The sequence below is a fragment of the Halorubrum distributum JCM 10118 genome (genome assembly GCF_000337335.1).
In the GTDB taxonomy this organism is placed as follows: domain Archaea; phylum Halobacteriota; class Halobacteria; order Halobacteriales; family Haloferacaceae; genus Halorubrum; species Halorubrum distributum.
The window spans coordinates 18,289-35,340 of record NZ_AOJN01000047.1; the positions used below are offsets into that span (position 1 = coordinate 18,289).

23 protein-coding genes are annotated in these 17,052 nt (G+C 66.3%); 12 read left to right on the forward strand and 11 right to left on the reverse strand.

The features are described from left to right. Nucleotides 1-23: 23 nt before the first annotated feature. The 3 genes from C466_RS07375 to C466_RS17650 are packed head-to-tail and all read left to right on the forward strand — an operon-like array spanning nt 24 to nt 2,323. Complete coding sequence (locus tag C466_RS07375; RefSeq protein ID WP_004598843.1) at nt 24-1,043, forward strand: ABC transporter permease; 1,020 nt, start codon at nt 24-26, stop codon at nt 1,041-1,043. Continuing rightward, nucleotides 1,040-1,969: an ABC transporter permease gene (locus C466_RS07380; RefSeq protein WP_004598842.1), complete on the forward strand. Its 930-nt coding sequence runs from the start codon at nt 1,040-1,042 to the stop codon at nt 1,967-1,969. The genes C466_RS07375 and C466_RS07380 overlap by 4 nt, the downstream gene beginning before the upstream one ends. 3 nt (nt 1,970-1,972) lie before the next feature. Next, the gene (locus tag C466_RS17650; protein ID WP_080505988.1) at nt 1,973-2,323 is read left to right on the forward strand and encodes a DUF7268 family protein; all 351 of its coding nucleotides are present in this window, start codon (nt 1,973-1,975) and stop codon (nt 2,321-2,323) included. A 23-nt stretch (nt 2,324-2,346) separates the two neighbouring features. Here C466_RS17650 and C466_RS07385 read toward each other — a convergent pair whose 3' ends face one another. Further along, nucleotides 2,347-2,790, reverse strand: coding sequence for a VanZ family protein (locus C466_RS07385; protein WP_004598841.1), 444 nt, complete (start codon nt 2,788-2,790; stop codon nt 2,347-2,349). A gap of 115 nt (nt 2,791-2,905) precedes the next feature. Here C466_RS07385 and C466_RS07390 point away from each other — a divergent pair, with 115 nt between their 5' ends. From C466_RS07390 to C466_RS07400, 3 genes are all read left to right on the forward strand, one after another. Then, entirely contained in the window at nt 2,906-4,006 is a 1,101-nt protein-coding gene (locus tag C466_RS07390; protein ID WP_004598840.1) for a DUF4330 family protein, read from the forward strand. A 125-nt stretch (nt 4,007-4,131) separates the two neighbouring features. After that, nucleotides 4,132-4,782: a hypothetical protein gene (locus C466_RS07395; protein WP_004598839.1), complete on the forward strand. Its 651-nt coding sequence runs from the start codon at nt 4,132-4,134 to the stop codon at nt 4,780-4,782. Nucleotides 4,783-4,829: 47 nt separating this feature from the next. Further along, nucleotides 4,830-5,657 (forward strand): undecaprenyl-diphosphate phosphatase, encoded by an 828-nt coding sequence (locus C466_RS07400; protein WP_004598838.1) that lies wholly within the window; start codon nt 4,830-4,832, stop codon nt 5,655-5,657. Nucleotides 5,658-5,730: 73 nt separating this feature from the next. On the opposite strand, the gene hepT is transcribed toward C466_RS07400, so the two are convergent. Continuing rightward, nucleotides 5,731-6,159 (reverse strand): type VII toxin-antitoxin system HepT family RNase toxin, encoded by a 429-nt coding sequence (gene hepT / locus C466_RS07405; protein ID WP_004598837.1) that lies wholly within the window; start codon nt 6,157-6,159, stop codon nt 5,731-5,733. After that, entirely contained in the window at nt 6,160-6,600 is a 441-nt protein-coding gene (gene mntA, locus C466_RS07410) for a type VII toxin-antitoxin system MntA family adenylyltransferase antitoxin (RefSeq protein ID WP_004598836.1), read from the reverse strand. It lies immediately after the preceding gene. 273 nt (nt 6,601-6,873) lie between these two features. Here mntA and C466_RS17315 point away from each other — a divergent pair, with 273 nt between their 5' ends. The 3 genes from C466_RS17315 (at nt 6,874) to C466_RS07420 (ending at nt 8,950) form a co-directional block, all read left to right on the forward strand. After that, nucleotides 6,874-6,927, forward strand: a complete 54-nt coding sequence (locus C466_RS17315; RefSeq protein WP_394295019.1) for a DUF433 domain-containing protein — start codon at nt 6,874-6,876, stop codon at nt 6,925-6,927. Between the two features lie 146 nt (nt 6,928-7,073). Next, a complete protein-coding gene (locus tag C466_RS07415; protein WP_049902063.1) occupies nt 7,074-7,322 on the forward strand; it encodes a UPF0175 family protein in 249 nt (82 codons plus the stop codon). 245 nt (nt 7,323-7,567) lie between these two features. After that, nucleotides 7,568-8,950 carry an ATP-binding protein gene (locus C466_RS07420; RefSeq protein ID WP_004598834.1) on the forward strand — a complete coding sequence of 461 codons (1,383 nt, stop codon included), beginning with the start codon at nt 7,568-7,570 and terminating at the stop codon, nt 8,948-8,950. A gap of 115 nt (nt 8,951-9,065) precedes the next feature. Here the strand turns inward: C466_RS07420 and C466_RS07425 are convergent, their stop codons facing one another. The 6 genes from C466_RS07425 to C466_RS07455 form a co-directional block, all read right to left on the reverse strand. Then, nucleotides 9,066-9,362, reverse strand: a complete 297-nt coding sequence (locus C466_RS07425; RefSeq protein ID WP_004598833.1) for a UPF0175 family protein — start codon at nt 9,360-9,362, stop codon at nt 9,066-9,068. Between the two features lie 284 nt (nt 9,363-9,646). Beyond that, nucleotides 9,647-10,069 (reverse strand): hypothetical protein, encoded by a 423-nt coding sequence (locus tag C466_RS07430; RefSeq protein ID WP_004598832.1) that lies wholly within the window; start codon nt 10,067-10,069, stop codon nt 9,647-9,649. 1 nt (nt 10,070) lies between these two features. Then, nucleotides 10,071-10,331 (reverse strand): AbrB/MazE/SpoVT family DNA-binding domain-containing protein, encoded by a 261-nt coding sequence (locus C466_RS07435; protein ID WP_004598831.1) that lies wholly within the window; start codon nt 10,329-10,331, stop codon nt 10,071-10,073. 350 nt (nt 10,332-10,681) lie between these two features. Continuing rightward, entirely contained in the window at nt 10,682-11,209 is a 528-nt protein-coding gene (locus C466_RS07445; RefSeq protein ID WP_004598829.1) for a hypothetical protein, read from the reverse strand. Between the two features lie 107 nt (nt 11,210-11,316). After that, the gene (locus tag C466_RS07450; protein ID WP_004598828.1) at nt 11,317-12,057 is read right to left on the reverse strand and encodes a G protein-coupled receptor family protein; all 741 of its coding nucleotides are present in this window, start codon (nt 12,055-12,057) and stop codon (nt 11,317-11,319) included. Next, nucleotides 12,050-13,633 carry a methyl-accepting chemotaxis protein gene (locus C466_RS07455; RefSeq protein WP_004598827.1) on the reverse strand — a complete coding sequence of 528 codons (1,584 nt, stop codon included), beginning with the start codon at nt 13,631-13,633 and terminating at the stop codon, nt 12,050-12,052. The genes C466_RS07450 and C466_RS07455 overlap by 8 nt, the downstream gene beginning before the upstream one ends. A 204-nt stretch (nt 13,634-13,837) precedes the next feature. Here C466_RS07455 and C466_RS07460 point away from each other — a divergent pair, with 204 nt between their 5' ends. Together C466_RS07460 and C466_RS16545 are read left to right on the forward strand one after the other, a co-directional pair. After that, nucleotides 13,838-14,287, forward strand: a complete 450-nt coding sequence (locus C466_RS07460; RefSeq protein ID WP_004598826.1) for an acyl-CoA thioesterase — start codon at nt 13,838-13,840, stop codon at nt 14,285-14,287. A gap of 70 nt (nt 14,288-14,357) precedes the next feature. Continuing rightward, nucleotides 14,358-14,537 (forward strand): hypothetical protein, encoded by a 180-nt coding sequence (locus C466_RS16545; RefSeq protein ID WP_152418590.1) that lies wholly within the window; start codon nt 14,358-14,360, stop codon nt 14,535-14,537. Between the two features lie 49 nt (nt 14,538-14,586). Here the strand turns inward: C466_RS16545 and C466_RS07465 are convergent, their stop codons facing one another. Beyond that, a complete protein-coding gene (locus C466_RS07465; RefSeq protein ID WP_004598825.1) occupies nt 14,587-15,456 on the reverse strand; it encodes an ABC transporter permease in 870 nt (289 codons plus the stop codon). Continuing rightward, nucleotides 15,453-16,529: an ABC transporter ATP-binding protein gene (locus C466_RS07470; protein ID WP_004599685.1), complete on the reverse strand. Its 1,077-nt coding sequence runs from the start codon at nt 16,527-16,529 to the stop codon at nt 15,453-15,455. Before C466_RS07470 ends, C466_RS07465 begins: the two co-directional genes overlap by 4 nt. Nucleotides 16,530-16,585: 56 nt before the next feature. Between C466_RS07470 and C466_RS07475 the strand changes: the two genes are divergently transcribed. After that, nucleotides 16,586-17,050, forward strand: coding sequence for a hypothetical protein (locus C466_RS07475; protein WP_004598823.1), 465 nt, complete (start codon nt 16,586-16,588; stop codon nt 17,048-17,050). Nucleotides 17,051-17,052 lie beyond the last annotated feature (2 nt).

A 17,052-nucleotide genomic window follows, 5' to 3' on the forward strand; every position in this document is an offset into this window, starting at 1 on the left:
CACTCCACCTCACCTATCCGTTGATGTTTCCAAAACGATTTGTACTGAAGCGGCTGCTGTTGCTCGTTCCGGTGTTAATTGGAGTGGCGACGCTAGTTTTCTCTATCCTTCATCTTTCGCCGGGCGATCCAGCACTCACAATCGCCGGGGAGCGCGCAAGCCAAGAGTTTGTTGAGCGCATTCGCGCTGACTTAGGGCTCAACGATCCGATCTGGGTCCAATATATTGATTTCCTCGGGAACGTCGCGCAGTTCGACTTCGGGGAGTCATATGTCATTAACCGGAACACCAGCGTGCGGGAAGTACTCACCGACACCCTCCCGGTGACACTTGAGCTGGCGCTGTACGGTCAATTATTCGGCATCCTGTTTGGGATCCCGCTTGGCGTGTTGAGCGCGGTGAAACAGGACACGATTACCGATCACGCCACGCGGGTCGGCGCGCTTACCGGCATCAGCGTGCCGATCTTCTGGAGCGGCCCATTGCTGATCCTGTTGTTTGCGCAGGTACTCGGTATCCTCCCAACCAGCGGGCGGATCTCATCAGTGTACAGTGTTGTCGATATCCGCGTTACAGGAATGGTAACAATAGACACTCTTCTGGCCGGTAATTGGGAGATGTTCCGTTCAGCGGTCAGACACATGCTCTTACCGGCGCTTGTGATCGGCGTGTACTCGATGGCGCTTATTTCACGAATGATGCGCTCATCGATGCTAGAAGTCGTCAGGCAAGATTACATGCGTACGGCCCGCGCAAAGGGCCAAGGTGCGAAGATCACCGTGTTGAAACATGGATTTCGTAACGCCCTGATTCCGGTTGTCACGATTATCGGCATCCAGTTCGGGGGCCTCCTCGGTGGCGCAGTGCTGACCGAGACTGTGTTCGCGATCGGTGGGATCGGAACCCTCCTTGTTGAGGCGATCAGGGTCGGCGATTATCCGATTGTCCAAGGAACCGTCCTGACGTTCGCGCTCCTGTTTACGCTGGTGAATCTCATCGTCGACGTAACCTACTCGTACCTCGATCCGAGGATCCAACAATGAGCACCGAAACACTCACCGACGGAGAGACAGAGACGAAGAGTCGTGGGTTCATCGACCGGGTTCGCGCCTCGCCGTTCCTCTCACAACTGTTGTCGAATCGGCTCGCGCTGGCTGGACTCGGTATCATTGTTGCGATGCTCGTGGTCGCGATCTATGCGCGATTAACGCTTGACTTGGAAGTCATCTCTCGATCACAACTCGGTACGAATCCGAACCGCGCCGCTCCGAGTTTGGAGTACCCATTTGGGACCGACGGGCAGGCGCGAGCCCTACTTCCGCGTGTTGGATACGGCGCGTGGTACGCGATGCTGTTTGGTACGGTGACCGTCGGGGCATCAACGGTGCTGGGAGTTGGCCTTGGGATTATCGCCGCCTACTACGGTGACATCACCGACAACGTGATCATGCGGACAATGGACGTGCTGTTAGCGTTCCCCTCGCTGCTCTTAGCGCTCGCACTCGTCTCTATTTTCCCGGACGAACTCGGACTCTGGCGGGCAGTTGCGGCACTCACACTAGTGTACACGCCGCGGTTTGCCCGTGTCGTCCGTGGAGCCGCACTCACGGTGTTGGAAAATGAATATGTCGACGCGACTGTTGCCCTAGGTGCCGCAGATCCCCGGGTACTCGTCCGGCACGTGTTACCGAATTGCCTCGCGCCGATTACTGTTCAATCAACACTGAATTTCGGGCTGGCAATAATCGACTTAGCCGCGCTCTCATTCCTCGGGTTCGGTGCCTCTGCCGGCACACCTTCATGGGGGCTAATGCTCTCAAACGGTGTGAGTCAAGGGCTGCTCACCGGCGTCTGGTGGTGGTCGTTCTTCCCCGGACTGTTCCTCGCACTGACCGTCCTCGGGTTCAATCTGCTTGGCGACGGGATGCGGGACGCGCTTGACCCCCGGATGCGAGAAGCAGTCGACTGATCAATGTTATTGCCACCGGTTCTTTGGGAGCGGAGCCGACTCGTTGCTGGCGGTGCTGTCGTCGGGGCCGCTGCCACGCCGGTTTTTGTCGTCGGAACAAACATAATTGGAGGTATTGGGCCACTGGCTGCCGCCGAAACGGCGTTCGCATTCGGCGGCCTCTGGTTTGGGTTCGCTCTTCTTGGCTGGGCCGGATCTGTGGCGTCCGGCGAAGCTATCGAGGCCACACAGGAGTTCCTCGACGGAGACACCGGCTGGACCGAGCAGCGATCACGACGTGCGATGGCGCGAATTGCCGGATTTGGTGCTGGGATGATGTTTGTTGCGCCAGTTATCGGAACAGCCGTCGGTTAACCGGGCTGTTTCCGCCCAGCCGGTCAAACAGGCGCTTCAAGTTCGTCTACCCGCCGCACCCGGTAGAAACGCACCCATCGCGTTACCACCCGCCAGCACACGACCGCGACGGCCGCTCCGACTGCATTCACGAGTAAGTCACCGAAATCGGCGGTGCGCGCGTCCAGTGTCGACTGAAGTAGCTCAATACTGCCCCCGTACCCGACGGCAACAAAGAACACGACAACCAACACGGTCCAGTCGCGCCATGACCGGTCTTGGAGCGCGTACGCGAGCGTCACTGCGAGGCCGGCGTACGCTAGCCCGTGGAGCCACGTGCTGTACGGGAGGATACCGAACGGTCCCGTCCGAATTACTCCACTACCCGGCGGGGTGACCACTGAAAAGTAGAGGATCGTCGCCGCAACCGCGACAACGCTCGCTAGTCGGAAGGAACGCGGCACAAGCGGGAGCCGCAAACGACTCATTGTGTCCACTCTCCTGAACGACCGACAAAAGCCTACGGGTTCAGGGCGTCGAACGGGTACGCTTTTTACCCGCGCGCCGGTCATCGATGGTAATGCTGCGCTCGGAGGTACCTCCATGGAGTTGATCGACGACGAGGGGCGGTTGTTCGGCCGCGTTAACGTCATCGACGCGCTCGTCGTGTTGCTGATTGTCGCCGTCGTCGTTGCGGGTGCTGCGTTCATGTTAACCGACGATTCGGCTCCGGCACCGGAGACAAACACCACCTACGCGACGCTCGATGTCGGCACTGTCTCACCATACGTCGTCGACGCAATCGAGGAGGGTGATTCCTATGAACCCGACGGCGCGTCGGCGCTCCGGATAACAGATGTGCATCTCACGCCACAAGGCGAGGACACCCGTGTTGTCCTCCGCGTGGCACTTGAAGGCGAACGCAACAATCAGGACAGTCTCACGTACGCAGGGGCCCCGCCGCGGCTCGGGCGGACGCTCGACATCACCACCGACCGCTACCAGATCGACGGGCAGATCCGTTCTGTGGGCGACAGCGACGCATTGGCCACCGAAAAACAGCGCGTACTCCTGTCCAGTCAGGTCGACGCGGGCACCGCAGCGGACGTAACTCCCGGCGATGAGATCCGCCTGAGTGGCCGCACCGTCGCCCATATCGAAGACGTGACCACCTACGCGACCAACCGGTCGACCCAACGACAACTCCTCGTCAAGGCGACACTCACAGCCCACCGCCAGCAGGATCGGCTCCGTTTCGGCGACAGTACGGTCAGACGCGGCCAGACAATTACCCTCCCGACGAGCGATTACACGCTCGAAGGACAGATCGAACAGATCGGTGGCGACATCAATGTGGGTGCGACGACGACGCAGACCGTTACCCTCCGGATGGAAGAGGTCCGCGAGGACTTCGCGGACGCCATCGAGCCGGGGATGGCCGAGCGCACCGGCGACACCACTATCGCACGCGTCACCGGCGTGGAAACGGAGCCCTCGCTCATCATCGCCACCGGGGACGACGGCAGCGTCAACATCGTCGATCACCCAGTCAACCGCGAGGTGACAATCACCGCAGAACTCCAGCTGCGGGAGACCCCAAGTGGGCTCGCGTTCAAGGGCGACCAAATTCGCCAAGGATCGACCGTCACGCTCGATCTCGGCACGGCTACCGTGGAGGCGACAGTCGTCTCCGTGAACCGGTAACGCACCCAGCGGAGACGGTGGCCACAGCCACCATACACGCGCCGCGAGATCTCCAGTGGGCGTCATCGGCCAACTTCCGGACACAGACGCAACACACATGAGGCCGGACGCGAAGGTCCAAACAGATGGGTGACGAGAGGGGGACGGGCACACAGGCCGGAAGCGTGCTCCGGCGAGCAGCCCACCAGTCACGTCTGGGCCAGTTGTGGCGTCGAGCGGCCACCGCCGTCCGCAGTTCCTATCTGTATCGCTGGCTCACCGCGGAGCCGGATCCGGAGGTGATCGTGATCGACCTGCGGGAGACGTGGACGGTCGACCCGGTCATCCGCCTCCTCGATGCGATCCTCGATCGACTGCTCCCCGCGCTCGACGACTCGCGGGTCGCAGCGGCGGCCCGCACCGGCGCAGCGTCCACGCTGGCAGCGCCGGCGGTGGTGGGCGGGCTGGCAGTCCTCGTGGCAGGCCTCGCCCTCGTGCTGGTGAGCATCGCGGCCGGAACCCTCGGCACGACACGGCTCGGCCTCGCGGCCGGCCTCACCGTTGTAGGCGTGAGCGCTACGCGTGAGCGCCGGAGTTGGGCCGAGCTCCGCGAGACGCGCCCGGTCGAACTCCTGGTTGCCGCACTCGAACCCCCCGAGCCCCCGGACGAGTCGGAGCCAAGCGCAGCCCCAACCGACGGCAAACGAGATCCCACGGCAACCGATACTGACGAACCCGACCCCGACCCGCCCGAGCAGGAAGGGGACACTGACAAGCGACCGAACGCCGACCAGTAACCCGCAATCGTCGCCTTTTACCTGTCCACCCGCCTCCGATTTCGATAGTGACCACCACGGAGCTGCTCGTTGCGATACTCGCCGGGATTGTTCAGGGCGTCGTCGAGTGGCTCCCCGTCTCGAGTCAGGGGAACCTCTCGCTCGTACTCACGTTCGTCGGCACGGATCCCGCCGTCGCCGTCCAGCTCGCCCTGTTCCTCCAGTTGGGCACGACGCTGTCGGCCGCGACCTACTACCGCACAGAGATCGCGACCATCCTCAAAACACTCCCCGGGTGGCGTCCCACGAAAGCGTACGACGGCGACCACGCGATCGCGACGTACGTCGTCGTGGCGTCGCTGTTCACCGGGCTCGTCGGTATTCCACTATATATCCTCGCCGTGGATCTCGTCAGCGACCTCACAGGCGGCGTCTTCATCGCCGCGATTGGCGTCCTCCTCGTGATTACCGGCCTCCTCCAGCGGGCCTCAGATAGCGTCAGCATGGGCGGCCGCGAAACACCGTCGCTCGTCGATTCGATCCTCGTCGGCAGCGCGCAGGGGTTCGCCATCCTCCCCGGTATCTCGCGGTCGGGCGTGACGGCAAGCACGCTGCTGTTCCGTAGCTACGACCCGCCGACCGCGTTTCGGCTCTCCTTTCTGCTGTCGATTCCCGCGTCCATTGGCGCCGCCGCGCTCACCGTCGCCGGCGCGGGCGGCCTTCCCGGTATCGCGCCGGTGCCCGCGGCGGTCGCGCTCGGCGTCAGCGGCGTCGTCGGCTACCTGACGATCGACGCGCTCATGCGCGTCGTCGAGCGGGTGCCGTTCGCGACGGTGTGTTTCGCGCTCGGTGCGCTCGCGATCGTCGGCGGGGGCGGGATCGCGCTCATCGTGTGATCTTGTCGGTCCCCCGGCCGTGCTCCGCTCGGCCGACAATGCGTTTCAATACACCGTTTACACAGTCCAAAAACTACGAATCGCGGTCGCGAAGCCACTGTGCGACTTCCTGCTGGAAGCGCTCGAACCAGAGGAGATCTTCGTGGAGCACCTCGTAGACCACCTCGTGGTCGACCTCTCCGTAGCGGTGTGCGAGGACGTTTCGGAAGCCGACCGCCTCCTCAATTCTCTCCCGCGTGTCTTGAGAAATGATGCCCAGCTCTCCCAGTGCCTGAATCTCGTCTTTCGCCGTCCCCCCGGACGAGAGCTCGTTCGCCGCCCGAACGTGTTGCGCGAGATCGATACAGGACTGAATTAGATTCATCAGTGTCCGCTCGACCGCCCGCTGGATGACGACGTCCGAGACGTACTCCGCTTTTGAGATCCCTCGCATCTCTTCGAGGTCGTTCGTGTACTCGTGTGCCTGCCGCAGTTTCGTCGCGACGACCTCCTCGTCGACCATCTATATGTCTCCCTTTGCGAGCCGATCGACGAATTCCCGACGATCCCGCTCCCGTTCGGTGGCGGTTTCGTCGTACTCGGCCTCGACCCGTTCGCGATAGGCGTCGATGTCCCGGTCGTCTCCGACCAGCCGAATCCCGTCCCGGAGGGCGGCGCGCGCGATCGGGAGTGGCAGATTGTCGATGTCGCTCACGTCGACGAAGGCGTCCGCGTGACTCTGGAGGTCCGCGTCGATCCGGTTCCGTCGGCGGAACCGCTCCGTGGGAGACAAATCGTCCGGGAACCGGAGGGCGACGTCGGCGTCGGACGACTCGTGGGCGTCGCCGCGGACTCGCGAGCCGAACAAGACCGCGAAGCGGACGTCCGTCTGCGCGAGATACCGCCGAATCGCCGCCACGTCCACGCCCTCGACGGGCGGTTCCTCGTGGTTCGCTCCCGCCATATCGTCCACCAGTACGGCGGGGGACAAAACCGTTTGGTGGCCAGCGAGTGATCCGAGATGAGGTCTCGACGACGATCCGCTGGACCATGCGTTTCAAGCCGGTACGAGTCGATTCTCCGGTATGGGAATCGTTCGGGATAGCGACCACAGCGACGGGGCGCCGACCGTCGAGGAGACAGGAATTCGTGTCAAGGACATCGCGTCCGCGTACGAACACAGCGGGTACAGCCCCGACGAGATCACCCCGGGTACAGCCCCGACGAGATCACCCAGCTGTACCCCGATCTCACGCTCGGCGGCGTTCACCAAGCGCTCGCGTACTACTAGACCACATCGACGACTTCCGGCCATCGTCCTCCGAGCCGGCCTCCGTATGACGCGACCGCTGTACTACGACGAGGGTGGTTGAATTTGTGCTACGGGTCGGCCCCCTGAGCGGCGATATTACGTTCCACAGCGCCGAAATGAGCGATATGAGTAGTATCGATCTGCCGTCCGGGGTGCTGGACGCGATCGCGGCACCGCCGGCAGACCGCGAGCCCATCGTCCGGCAGGAGCTCGCCGTCTCGCTGTACCGAGCGGAGTACCTCTCCTTCGGGACGGCACGGGAGCTGGCCGGGCTCTCGGAGGCGGGGTTCCAACCGCTGCTCGGCGAGCGCGAGGTCGAACGTCACGACACCGCGGCGGACCTCGCGCTCGACGTCGAGTACGCTCGGGACTGACGGTCGTCTCGAACACTCGCCGCGGACTCGCGGGCCGAGCAGAATCGCGAAGCGGACGTCCGCCTCCGCGAGATACCACCGAATCGCCGCCACGTCCACGCCCTCGACGGGCGGTTCCCCGTGGTTTGCTCCCGCCGTGCCGTAGACCGGTGTGGCGGGGGACAAAGCCGTTTGGTAGCCGGCGAAGGATCGCCGTCACCGACCCGAACAACTATTATGAACGCGATAATATTATCGCACGCATAATGATAAACCGGGAGGCGGAGCTCGAGTGGCTCACGTCGCATCTCACGCGCGCGGAGCGACAGCTGCTCGTCGTGTACGGCCGACGGCGGGTCGGGAAGACGACGCTGGTGACGACGGCGCTCGAGACGCTCGACGACGCGTCGGTCTACTACCTCTGTGACGAGCGGGGCGCGACGCACAACGCCCGCCGGTTCGCGGCACAGTGCGCCGAAACGTTCGACGACGTCACGCCGGACGTCGACGGGTTCGTCGACGCGTTTCGGTACCTCACGGCCCGCGTCGACGGGCCGTGCGTCGTGGCGTTAGACGAGTTCTCGTATCTCGTCGCCGAAGACGACACCGTCCCGTCGGTGTTTCAGACCGTCGTCGACGACGTGCTCGCGGGGACGGACGTCTCGCTCGTGTTGTTGGGGTCGTCGATTTCGATGATGAAGGAGGGCGTGTTGAGCTACGAGAGCCCGTTATACGGACGCCGGACCGGACAGTGGGAGCTCGCTCCGCTCTCGTTCGCGGACGTTCGCGGGTTCTTCCCGGACGAGGACCTGGAGACGCAGATCCAAGTGTACAGCGTCCTCGGCGGCGTCCCCGCGTATCTCGAACAGTTCGACCCGGAGCGGAGCCTCCTCGAGAACGTCGAGCGGGCCGTCCTCTCGAAAGGCGAGTTCCTATACGAGGAGCCGGAGTTTCTGTTACGGCAGGAGCTTCGTGAGCCTGCGACGTACATGGCGATCCTCGAGGCCATCGCCGGTGGCGCCACGCGTGTCACCGAGATCGCCAACGAGATCGGCCGCGACGCGAGCAGTCTCTCCCGGTACCTCCAGAACCTCACGCAGCTGGCGATCCTCGAGCGAGAACACCCGGTAACGGATCCTGACGGCCGGGGACTGTATCGATTGACGGACGATTTCCTTCGATTCTGGTTTCGGTACGTGGCACCCAATCGAGGAACGCTCGAACAGGGGCGCACGGAACCGGTCCGGTCGGCGATCGCCGAGACGCTGCCGACGCACACGAGTCGGACCTTCGAGACCGTGTGCCAGCAGGCGGTTCGGACGTCGGCGTTTCCCGTCTCCTGCTCGCGAGTCGGCCGGTGGTGGTACGACGGCGAGGAGATAGACGTCGTCGGGATCAATCAAGAGACCGAGACCCTGTTGCTCGGCGAATGCAAGTGGACCACAGATCCCGTCGGGCGAGCGGTGTTCGACGATCTCACGGCGCTCGAACCGGAGGTCCGATGGCGGGGACGCGACCGGGATGTACGGTACGCGGTCTTTTCCCGAGCCGGCTTCACCGAGGAGTTACGGACCGCCGTCGACGAGCGATCCGACGCGTCGCTGTACGGAATCCGAGAACTCACGTCGCTGTTCGACGCCGAACAGTAGCAAGCGATTTCACCGCTACCCGACGACGGTCACGGACATCCCAGACAGCAGTTCCAACCGATCGACCGCTCCGAGCGAAGTTGAGACGGTGGTCTCGACGAGCGCCATCCGCCGATTACTCGAGGAACGTTTCCAGCCGATCCTCGCGGGCGGACTCGCTCAGGAGTCCGGCCTCCCGGTCGATCCCCCGTTCCGCGAGTTCGCGTTTGAAGGACTCAGTCGAGACGCCGGCCAGTTCTGCCCCTCGGTTGAGACTCACCGCACCGGTGCGGTACTTCTCGACCGCGAGCGAGAGCCGAAGCTCCGGACGCCGACGCAACAGCTCGCGGACGGCCTCCTCGACCACGGCGTCGGTGTCGTCGTAGCCGCCGGCGGCCGCGATGGCATCGAGATCTGCTCCGAGCCCGGACATACGCGGCGCTACGTCGGAACCACGGATAAATATGCTGTCGCGTCCGATCGAGCACCTGTTACGCACGGGGACGAGAGATGCGTCCCGCTTCGATTGTCTCGGAGCGTGACACCGACGGACCCGGGATCGACGCTCGGTCGCCACCGACGCGAGAGCGTGCGTGTCGCTGTTTGCGAAGCGGACAGTTTGGCCGCCAGTTCGAGTTCGGTGCCAGTCGGAGCGACGATGTCGAGCCGGCCGTCGTCGGACGATTTGACGGCGTCGATACGAGCGAATCTACGGCTTCAGTCGCGGGCCACTGACTCCCAGATCGTTTCGTACCCGGCGTCGCGGATGACACCGTCGGTCGTGAGGATCGCGTCCGTCTCCCGTGCGCGGTGGCTGGCGACGATCAGCCCGTCGTGGATGCTGAACTCGTCCAGCAGTTGCGCGTACGTCGCCAGCTCCGGCTCGTCGACGGGGGCGACCGAGACCGGCCCGTTTCCGACCAACGCCTGCCGGGCATCCTCGGGCGTCCCGGTGAGTGTGATCCCTCGGACGTCCTTGTCGCGGGAGACCGAGTACAGTACCTCGGCGAGAGCCGTACTCGGTGCCTCGATGACCGTTTCCCCGGCTTCTGCCTCGGCGAACACCTGGTCGGCCCCGTGCGGGAGCGCATCGACGAGATACGCCAGTAGCGAGACGGCGTCGGCGGTGTACGTCGCCATCTCAAGCGTCCTCGTAGTTACGGTCGCGGCGGTCGCGGACGCGCTGACCCAGTTCCGCTGCGATCTCCTCACGCTTCTCCGCGGAGGTGCCCTCGGGAACGAGCATCCCACGGCCACCAGTGCGGGTGCGCTTCTTTACAACGATCCCCTCGTCGGTGTCCATCCAGACGACCTCGTCACCGGGCTGTAAGTCGTACTTTTCGCGGAGTTCGTGAGGGATCGTCGCTTGGCCCTTCTCAGTGACACGCGTGGACTTGCTCATATCTAGTAATACTTCTCGTAATACCTTAGTCTTGTGGAGGTCGGACTGTCGCCGTTCAAGCGGTTACAACGGGGTAGAAGCAAGCAACACCGACAACCGCGTCGACCATCTATATGTCTCCCGTCGCGAGCCGACCGACGAACTCCCGGCGGTCCTGCTCCCGCTCGGTGGCGGTCTCCTCGTACTCGGCCTCGACCCGTTCGCGATAGGCGTCGACCTCCCGGTCGTCCTCGGCCAGCCCCGCGAAACGTTCCGGAGATGGTGTTTGCCGTCGGCACGGTCTCGCGTTCGGTGACGACGACGTGCCCGACGCGATGTCCGACCTCACAATCCACGTTCGTTTGGTTTAGTCACGAAAACTCGACGCGGACAGGCGCTTCGGGCCGGTAGTCATCGAGGGAGCCACCCCCTCGCTCGCCGAGAAAGACGATCGCGTCGAGTTCCCCGCGCGTGAACCGTGCTTCGTACGACCAGTGAAGTCCGTCTTCGATGTCGTCGCTCCGCCCATGGAATTCGAAGCTGCCGTGCATATTGTGGTCGAGCCAGAACTCCTCGTCGACGGTCTGGGGATCCGGTGCTCCAAGACCGATTCCACGTTGGATGCGGTCATCTGGGGCTGCGTCCTCACAATACGAGACGTACTCCTCCCACGAGTCGAACCCGTGATCGGCGGCCGCCGTCTGCTTTTCTTCGGGCGTCTTCTCACGGAACTCCCGCTCGCGTCGCAGGAGCCGTCCGTCTGCGGTCAGCTTGTACGCTTGCATGGCTGGCCGGCCGATATCTTTCGTCTGCCACTCGATATCGGACGGGCTGGCGTCGGCCGGAAACTTCGGCAGCCTGACGCCATCTGCGACCAGCACGACATCGTACAGGCCCATGGCAGGGTATCAGTGAACGCCGACAAAAAACACCCTCCCGGATTAACAGTGAGTGGATTGGTGATCGATGACAATACAGACAGCCCAGAGAAGCCGACTGCGCCGACTCAGTCCGCGTTCGACGCCGCAGTCGTCGCGCCCGCGCTCAAACCGACATCGCCGCCGTCCTCGTCGACCCCAGACCCCACCTCAGCCGCCAGCGTCTCCACGTTCGCGAACACGAAGCCCGCGAAGCCGACCCGCAACAGGAGGTCGAGGTACTCTAAGGTCACCGCCGCGGTGAACGTATCGAACAGCCCGGCGATCTGTAACATTGCCCACGCGATCAGCACGCCGAACGCGAACAGCGCGAGGTTCCGCGTCTTCTTGTAGAACAGCTCGCGTTCGGGCGCCTGCCGCGCCGCCGCGCTCGCCACCGGCCCGAAGAACAGCCCGACGAGCGTCGCGTAGCCGACGAGGATCCCGAGGGTGCCCGCCGTCGCGAGCGGGCCCGCGAACACCTCCGCGAAGTCGTACCCGAGCCGCATCGCGACGGTGAGCGCGACGATCCCCCCGACGTACCGCCGGCCCGCCCCCGAGACGAACGCCGCGAACCCGAACAGGAACGGGTACGCCACGTAGTCGCTGAGCAGTTGCCCGGCCTCCAGCGTGCCGGCCCCGACGTCGAACGCCCCGATCCCGGCGCCCCAGCTCGCGATCCCGACGCCCGCGAACGCGACGACCGCGACGAACGGGTAGCAGTACCGCCGCAGGTCGGCGGGCTTGTGCCGCGCCAGCGCGAGCAGCACGACCGCGGAGACGGCGTAGATCCCCGCGGAGGCGAACCGCACCGTCGACGGCTCAATCATCGGCGCTCACCTCCGCGTCGCCGGCGGCCGGGCTCGCGGCGGCCGCGACCCCGCCGCCGGCGCCGCCCGCGTCCGCCCGCGTCTCGAACTGGTCGAGCCGCTCGGTGAGCGACGCGGTGCGCTCGGCGAGCGCGGTCGCCGTCTCGGCGAGGTCGCCGACGGTCTCGGCCGTCTCGTCCGCGGTCTCCGCGAGCGAGCGCGCGCGGTCGGCGGCGTCGGTCGCCGAGCCGTGGACGGCCTCGACGCGCGCCGCGACCGACTCGATCCCCTCGGCGCCCTCGTCGGTCGCCCGCGCGATGTCCCCCATCGCGACGTCGACGTTCTCGACGGTGCCGGTGAGCTCCTCGATCGCCTCCCCGGCGGCCTCAACCGCCGCGGTCGTCTCGTCCAGCTCGGTCATCGTCCGGTCCATCTCGCCGGCGACCGCCGACACGTCCTCGGTCACCTCGCCGATCGTCGCCTCGATCTCGGTCGTCGACTCGCGGGTCTCCTCGGCGAGCCCCTTCACCTCGTCGGCGACGACCGCGAACCCGTCGCCGTCGCCGCCCGCTCGCGACGCCTCGATCGAGGCGTTCAACGCGAGGATGTTGGTCTGCTCGGCGATGTCGGCGATCACGTCGGTGGTCTCCGCGACGCCGTCCATCCGGTCGTCGAGCCCCGTCACGAGGTCGTCGAGCTCCGCGAGCAGGTCGCCGATCGCGGCGATCGCCTCGACCGCCTCGGTCGCCCGCTGTTCGCCCTCCTCGCCGAGGTCGGCCGCGGCGCTCGCGTCGCCCGCCACCTCGTCGGTCGTCGACGCGATCTCCTCGACGGTCGCCGAGAAGTCGTCGGTGTCGGCGGCCGTCTCGCGCAGCCGGTCGGTCTGCTCGTCCAGCTCGTCGGCCAGCCCGCGCATCTCGGCGGCCACCTCCTCGTTCATCGCGGCGACCTCGTCGGCCTCCGCGGCCATCTCCTCGCTCGTCGCCTCCACGTCGCCCGCGAACGACTGGATGTCCTCGACGGTGGTCGAGAGCCCGCCCGTCATCTCGTTGTACGCGGCCGTGATGCGCTCGATCGCGTCGACGTCGCTCTCCTCGTCGAGCCGGTGGGTGAGGTCGCCGTCGGCGGCGTCCTCCATGGCGCCGCCGATCTCGTCGGCGCGCTCCAACAGCGTCTCCGACATGGACTCCGCCTCCTCGCGGGCCGCCTCCGCCTCGCTCTGGGCCCGCTCGGACTCGGCGACCGCGTCCCGGAGCGACCGCCGCGTCTCGTCGAAGGCGGCGAACAGGCGCCCGATCTCGTCGCGGCGGTCGGACGTGGCGCTCGCGTCGAACTCGCCGCGCCCGACCGCCTCGGCGGTCTCCGTCAGCCGCCGCAGTTCGACCGCGACGTTGCCGACCAGCACGATGCCCAGCAAACCGAGGTTCAGCGTGACGACGACGCCGACCGACGTCAGCGCCGCCGTCGCCGCCGCCGGCGTGCCGACCGTCGCTACGTGGCCCGCAAAGAGAGCGACGAAGCCGAGCGTCACGGCGAGCGTCAGGATGACGGAGGCGCCGACCCGTCGCCCGTACCGCGTGGTGATTGCGTTCAACATACGTGTTGTCTGAAGGAAATAAGACTCCCCACTTAGGAGTGAAGGCCGAATTATACGAGACAATAATTTGAGCGGCCGGGCCGCGTTCTCGACCGGCTTCGAGATCCCCGAACGCGACCGTTCGTGTCGCTCGCCCGGTTCCGGATCACGACGGTCAGTCGATCCGAGGGCCGGGCTTTTCCCCCGGCCGCGCCACCGGCGAGTATGCCCAGCGTCAGCGACACGTACATCGAGAACCGCCAGCGCGTCCAGCCCACCCACACGAACAACTACGCCTCCGCACACGGGGGGAACGTCGTCAAGTGGATGGACGAGATCGGCGCAATGTCCGCGATGCGCGCCGCCGGCGAGACCTGCGTCACGGCCAAGATCAACGGGCTCGACTTCAAGCGCCCGGTCCCGCAGGGCGACACCTGCGTCATCGAGTCGTACGTGTACGCGGTCGGGCGCACGAGCCTCCGGACGCGGATCCGCGCGTACCGCGAGTCGCCGCGAACCGGCGAGCGCGAACTCACCACGGAGTCGTACTTCGTGTTCGTCGCCGTCGACGCGGACGGGAACCCGACGCCCGTTCCCGAACTGGAGATCACGGGCGAGCGCTGCCGCGAGCTCCGCGACGAGGCGCTCGCAGCGGAGCCGGACGAAGATCGGTAGGCGGATCAGAGTCCCGCTCCGCGGGCCCGAGAGCGACACGTCCATGTGAGCCCGGAGTCGTCGATCGGGCATGCGGAGAGCCGCAGCGGTGCTCCTCGTCGGCCTCGCGGCGAGCGGGGTGGCGATCGGGCTGTTGACGGCGGTCGGCGCGTCGACGGCGCTGATCCCGACGGCCGCGCTCGGCGCGGCGATCCCGGTGGCGCTAATCTACGCCGTCGTGACGGCGGGCGAGGGGGACGCGGCCGGGTGAGACCCGTCCACGTCCCGAGTCACGCCCGCCGATCTGTGCCCCGGCGCGCTCAGTAGTCGCCGAGCACGCCGAGCCGCCGCGCCCGCGCCGTCGCGTACTCGAACACGAGGTAGCCGCCGAGCAGGTAGCCGACGGCGACCGCGACGAGCAGCGCCAGGTCGACGAGCGGGAACTCCCAGAGTCGGACGCCGTCGACCATCGCGCGCTGGAGCATGGCGCTGCCGTGCGCCAAGGGGAGGACGCGCGTCCACGGCAGGTCGAAAACGGGCGCCGAGATCAGCGCGACGAAGCCGAACTGAAGCAGGTTGAGCCAGTTGCCGATCCGCTTGTAGAGGACCGTCACCCCGCCCGCGGCGAAGCCGAGTCCGAGGACAGACGTGATCGACAGCCCCGCGATCGCCACAACCGTCACCGGGGCGAGACTCAGCCGCGTCCCGGTCGCGAGGAGCATGACGGCGAGGATCACGGCGCTGGTGAGGAACGTCCGCACCACCTTCGCGACCCCCTTCAGCAGCGCGACGGGCGCGAAGCCGAACGGGGTGGTGATGTGACGCTCGAGGGTGCCCCACTGCACCTCGCTGCCGATGTCGTTCGACACCGACGAGTACGCGCCCACCGACAGCGTCCAGAGGAAGTAGCCGACGACGATCCCCTCGATCGAGTCCGTCAGCGCCTGCCCGGCGAGCAGTTGGCCGCCGAGAAACAGCGCGGCGAAAAAGAACAACGACACCACGATCCCCCCGATGGCGTTGGCCGGGTACCGCACGAAGATCAGGAACTCCCGGTACAGCACCGCCCGGGCCAAGTGGTAGTAGGTCGCCGGGCGGGGCTGGTCGTCGACGGCCGTCGCGTCACCGGACGCGCCGTCGGCGGTCGATTCCGCCGTCGACGCCGTCCCCGCGGACGCGTCGCCGCTCACGAACCCTCACCCCCGGACGCGGGGCCGGCGGCGCCGAGCCCGGTCCCGGTGCGCTCCAAGAACACCTCTTCGAGGTCGGGCTGAACCGTCCGAATGTCCGAGACGGTGACGCCGGCCGCCCGCAGCGCGTCGGTCAGGTCGTAGATCCGATCGCCCCCGGCCGCGACCGTCACCGCGGGCGGGCGCGCGTCGCGGTCGACCCCGACGACCTCGAATCGCTCGCGCAGGTCGGCGACCGTCTCGGGCGTGAGGTCCGGGCTCGCCACCCGCACCGCGTCGCTCGCGGCCGCGCCGAGCAGCGCCTCGACGGTGTCGTCGGCGACGATCCGGCCGTTCGACAGCATGACGACGCGGTCGCACACCGCCTCGATCGTCGTCATGTCGTGGCTGCTGACGACGATGGTGAGCCCCTCCTCGGCCGCGAGCCGGCGCAGCTCCGCCCGGAGCGTCCGCGCGCTCTCGACGTCGAGCCCGAGCGTGGGCTCGTCGAGGAACACGAGTTCGGCGCCGCCCGCCAGCACGCTCGCGAGCGACACCTTCTGTTTCATCCCCCGGGAGAGGTCGCGAACCGCCGTGTCGGCCTTGTCCGCGAGGTCGAGCCGGTCGAGCAGCCGGTCGTGGCGCGCCGCCACGGAGTCGGGGTCGACCCCGCTGATCGTCGCGAAGTACCGCAGGTTCTCCCGGACCGTGAGCCGCCAGTAGTCGTTGCGCGCGCCCTCCAGCATCGCGTCCACGTCGGCGTACGCCGCCCGCCGGCCGTCGCGCACGTCGTTCCCGAACACCCGCACCGAGCCCGCGTCGGGGACGACGATCCCCAGCGCGCACTTGATCAGCGTCGTCTTGCCGGCGCCGTTCGGCCCGAGCAGGCCGACGACCGACCCGCGCTCGACCGTGAGGCTCACGTCGTCGACGGCCACCACCGCGTCGTCGCCGTCGCCGAACCGCTTCGTGAGCCCCTCGACCGCGAGCGCCGGCGGGTCGGGCTCGCCGTCGGGCGACTCTGCGCCGCGTGCCGCGTCCGTCTCGTCGCGCTCGCGGGGACCACCGCGCGCGCTCGTCGCGCTCCGTGCCATCGCCCCGTCGTACGGGCTGCCGGCGGATATATCCGCGCTCGGCGGCGATCCCGCGTGTGGACCTCGACCGCTTCGCCGCGGACGTCCCCGAGGATGACGCGCCCGGCGACGCCCGCATCTGCGTCGTCGCCACGCAGCAAGAGACCTTCGAGCGCTGCCGCGCCGGCTTCTACCCCGCGCCGCGCTCGTACGACCGCACCCGTGCCGAGTTCGAGTACATGGCGTTTTACCGGACCGCGCCGGTGTCGGCGGTCACGCACTACGCTCGCGTCGTCGACCGGACCGAGCAGACGCGAGGCGAGCCGGGACCGATGGACGAGGCGGACTGGGCGGCGCTCATCGACCCGTTCTCCGAGGAGCGCGTGGTCGTGATCTTCGAGCTCGACGACCTCGTGCCGCTGGAGCGCCCGGTCGACAACGACCTGAACGGCGTCCGCGGCGCGTGGTATTGTACGGTCGCGGACCTGCGCACGGCAGAGACGCTCTCCGCGCTCCGGGAGTCAACGGAGACGGGTGCCTGACG

Excerpts from the sequence above, each read along its gene's own strand:
- C466_RS17650 (WP_080505988.1), top strand. The coding sequence starts at position 1,973 with ATGTTATTGCCACCGGTTCTTTGGGAGCGGAGCCGACTCGTTGCTGGC.
- C466_RS07380 (WP_004598842.1), top strand. The coding sequence starts at position 1,040 with ATGAGCACCGAAACACTCACCGACGGAGAGACAGAGACGAAGAGTCGT.
- C466_RS07455 (WP_004598827.1), bottom strand. The coding sequence starts at position 13,633 with ATGTTGAACGCAATCACCACGCGGTACGGGCGACGGGTCGGCGCCTCC.
- C466_RS07445 (WP_004598829.1), bottom strand. The coding sequence starts at position 11,209 with ATGGGCCTGTACGATGTCGTGCTGGTCGCAGATGGCGTCAGGCTGCCG.
- C466_RS07425 (WP_004598833.1), bottom strand. The coding sequence starts at position 9,362 with ATGTCCGGGCTCGGAGCAGATCTCGATGCCATCGCGGCCGCCGGCGGC.
- C466_RS07460 (WP_004598826.1), top strand. The coding sequence starts at position 13,838 with ATGCCCAGCGTCAGCGACACGTACATCGAGAACCGCCAGCGCGTCCAG.
- C466_RS07390 (WP_004598840.1), top strand. The coding sequence starts at position 2,906 with ATGGAGTTGATCGACGACGAGGGGCGGTTGTTCGGCCGCGTTAACGTC.
- C466_RS07395 (WP_004598839.1), top strand. The coding sequence starts at position 4,132 with ATGGGTGACGAGAGGGGGACGGGCACACAGGCCGGAAGCGTGCTCCGG.
- C466_RS07450 (WP_004598828.1), bottom strand. The coding sequence starts at position 12,057 with ATGATTGAGCCGTCGACGGTGCGGTTCGCCTCCGCGGGGATCTACGCC.
- C466_RS07470 (WP_004599685.1), bottom strand. The coding sequence starts at position 16,529 with ATGGCACGGAGCGCGACGAGCGCGCGCGGTGGTCCCCGCGAGCGCGAC.
- mntA (WP_004598836.1), bottom strand. The coding sequence starts at position 6,600 with ATGGCGGGAGCGAACCACGAGGAACCGCCCGTCGAGGGCGTGGACGTG.
- C466_RS07430 (WP_004598832.1), bottom strand. The coding sequence starts at position 10,069 with ATGGCGACGTACACCGCCGACGCCGTCTCGCTACTGGCGTATCTCGTC.
- hepT (WP_004598837.1), bottom strand. The coding sequence starts at position 6,159 with ATGGTCGACGAGGAGGTCGTCGCGACGAAACTGCGGCAGGCACACGAG.
- C466_RS07385 (WP_004598841.1), bottom strand. The coding sequence starts at position 2,790 with ATGAGTCGTTTGCGGCTCCCGCTTGTGCCGCGTTCCTTCCGACTAGCG.
- C466_RS07435 (WP_004598831.1), bottom strand. The coding sequence starts at position 10,331 with ATGAGCAAGTCCACGCGTGTCACTGAGAAGGGCCAAGCGACGATCCCT.
- C466_RS07415 (WP_049902063.1), top strand. The coding sequence starts at position 7,074 with ATGAGTAGTATCGATCTGCCGTCCGGGGTGCTGGACGCGATCGCGGCA.
- C466_RS07420 (WP_004598834.1), top strand. The coding sequence starts at position 7,568 with ATGATAAACCGGGAGGCGGAGCTCGAGTGGCTCACGTCGCATCTCACG.
- C466_RS16545 (WP_152418590.1), top strand. The coding sequence starts at position 14,358 with ATGCGGAGAGCCGCAGCGGTGCTCCTCGTCGGCCTCGCGGCGAGCGGG.
- C466_RS07375 (WP_004598843.1), top strand. The coding sequence starts at position 24 with ATGTTTCCAAAACGATTTGTACTGAAGCGGCTGCTGTTGCTCGTTCCG.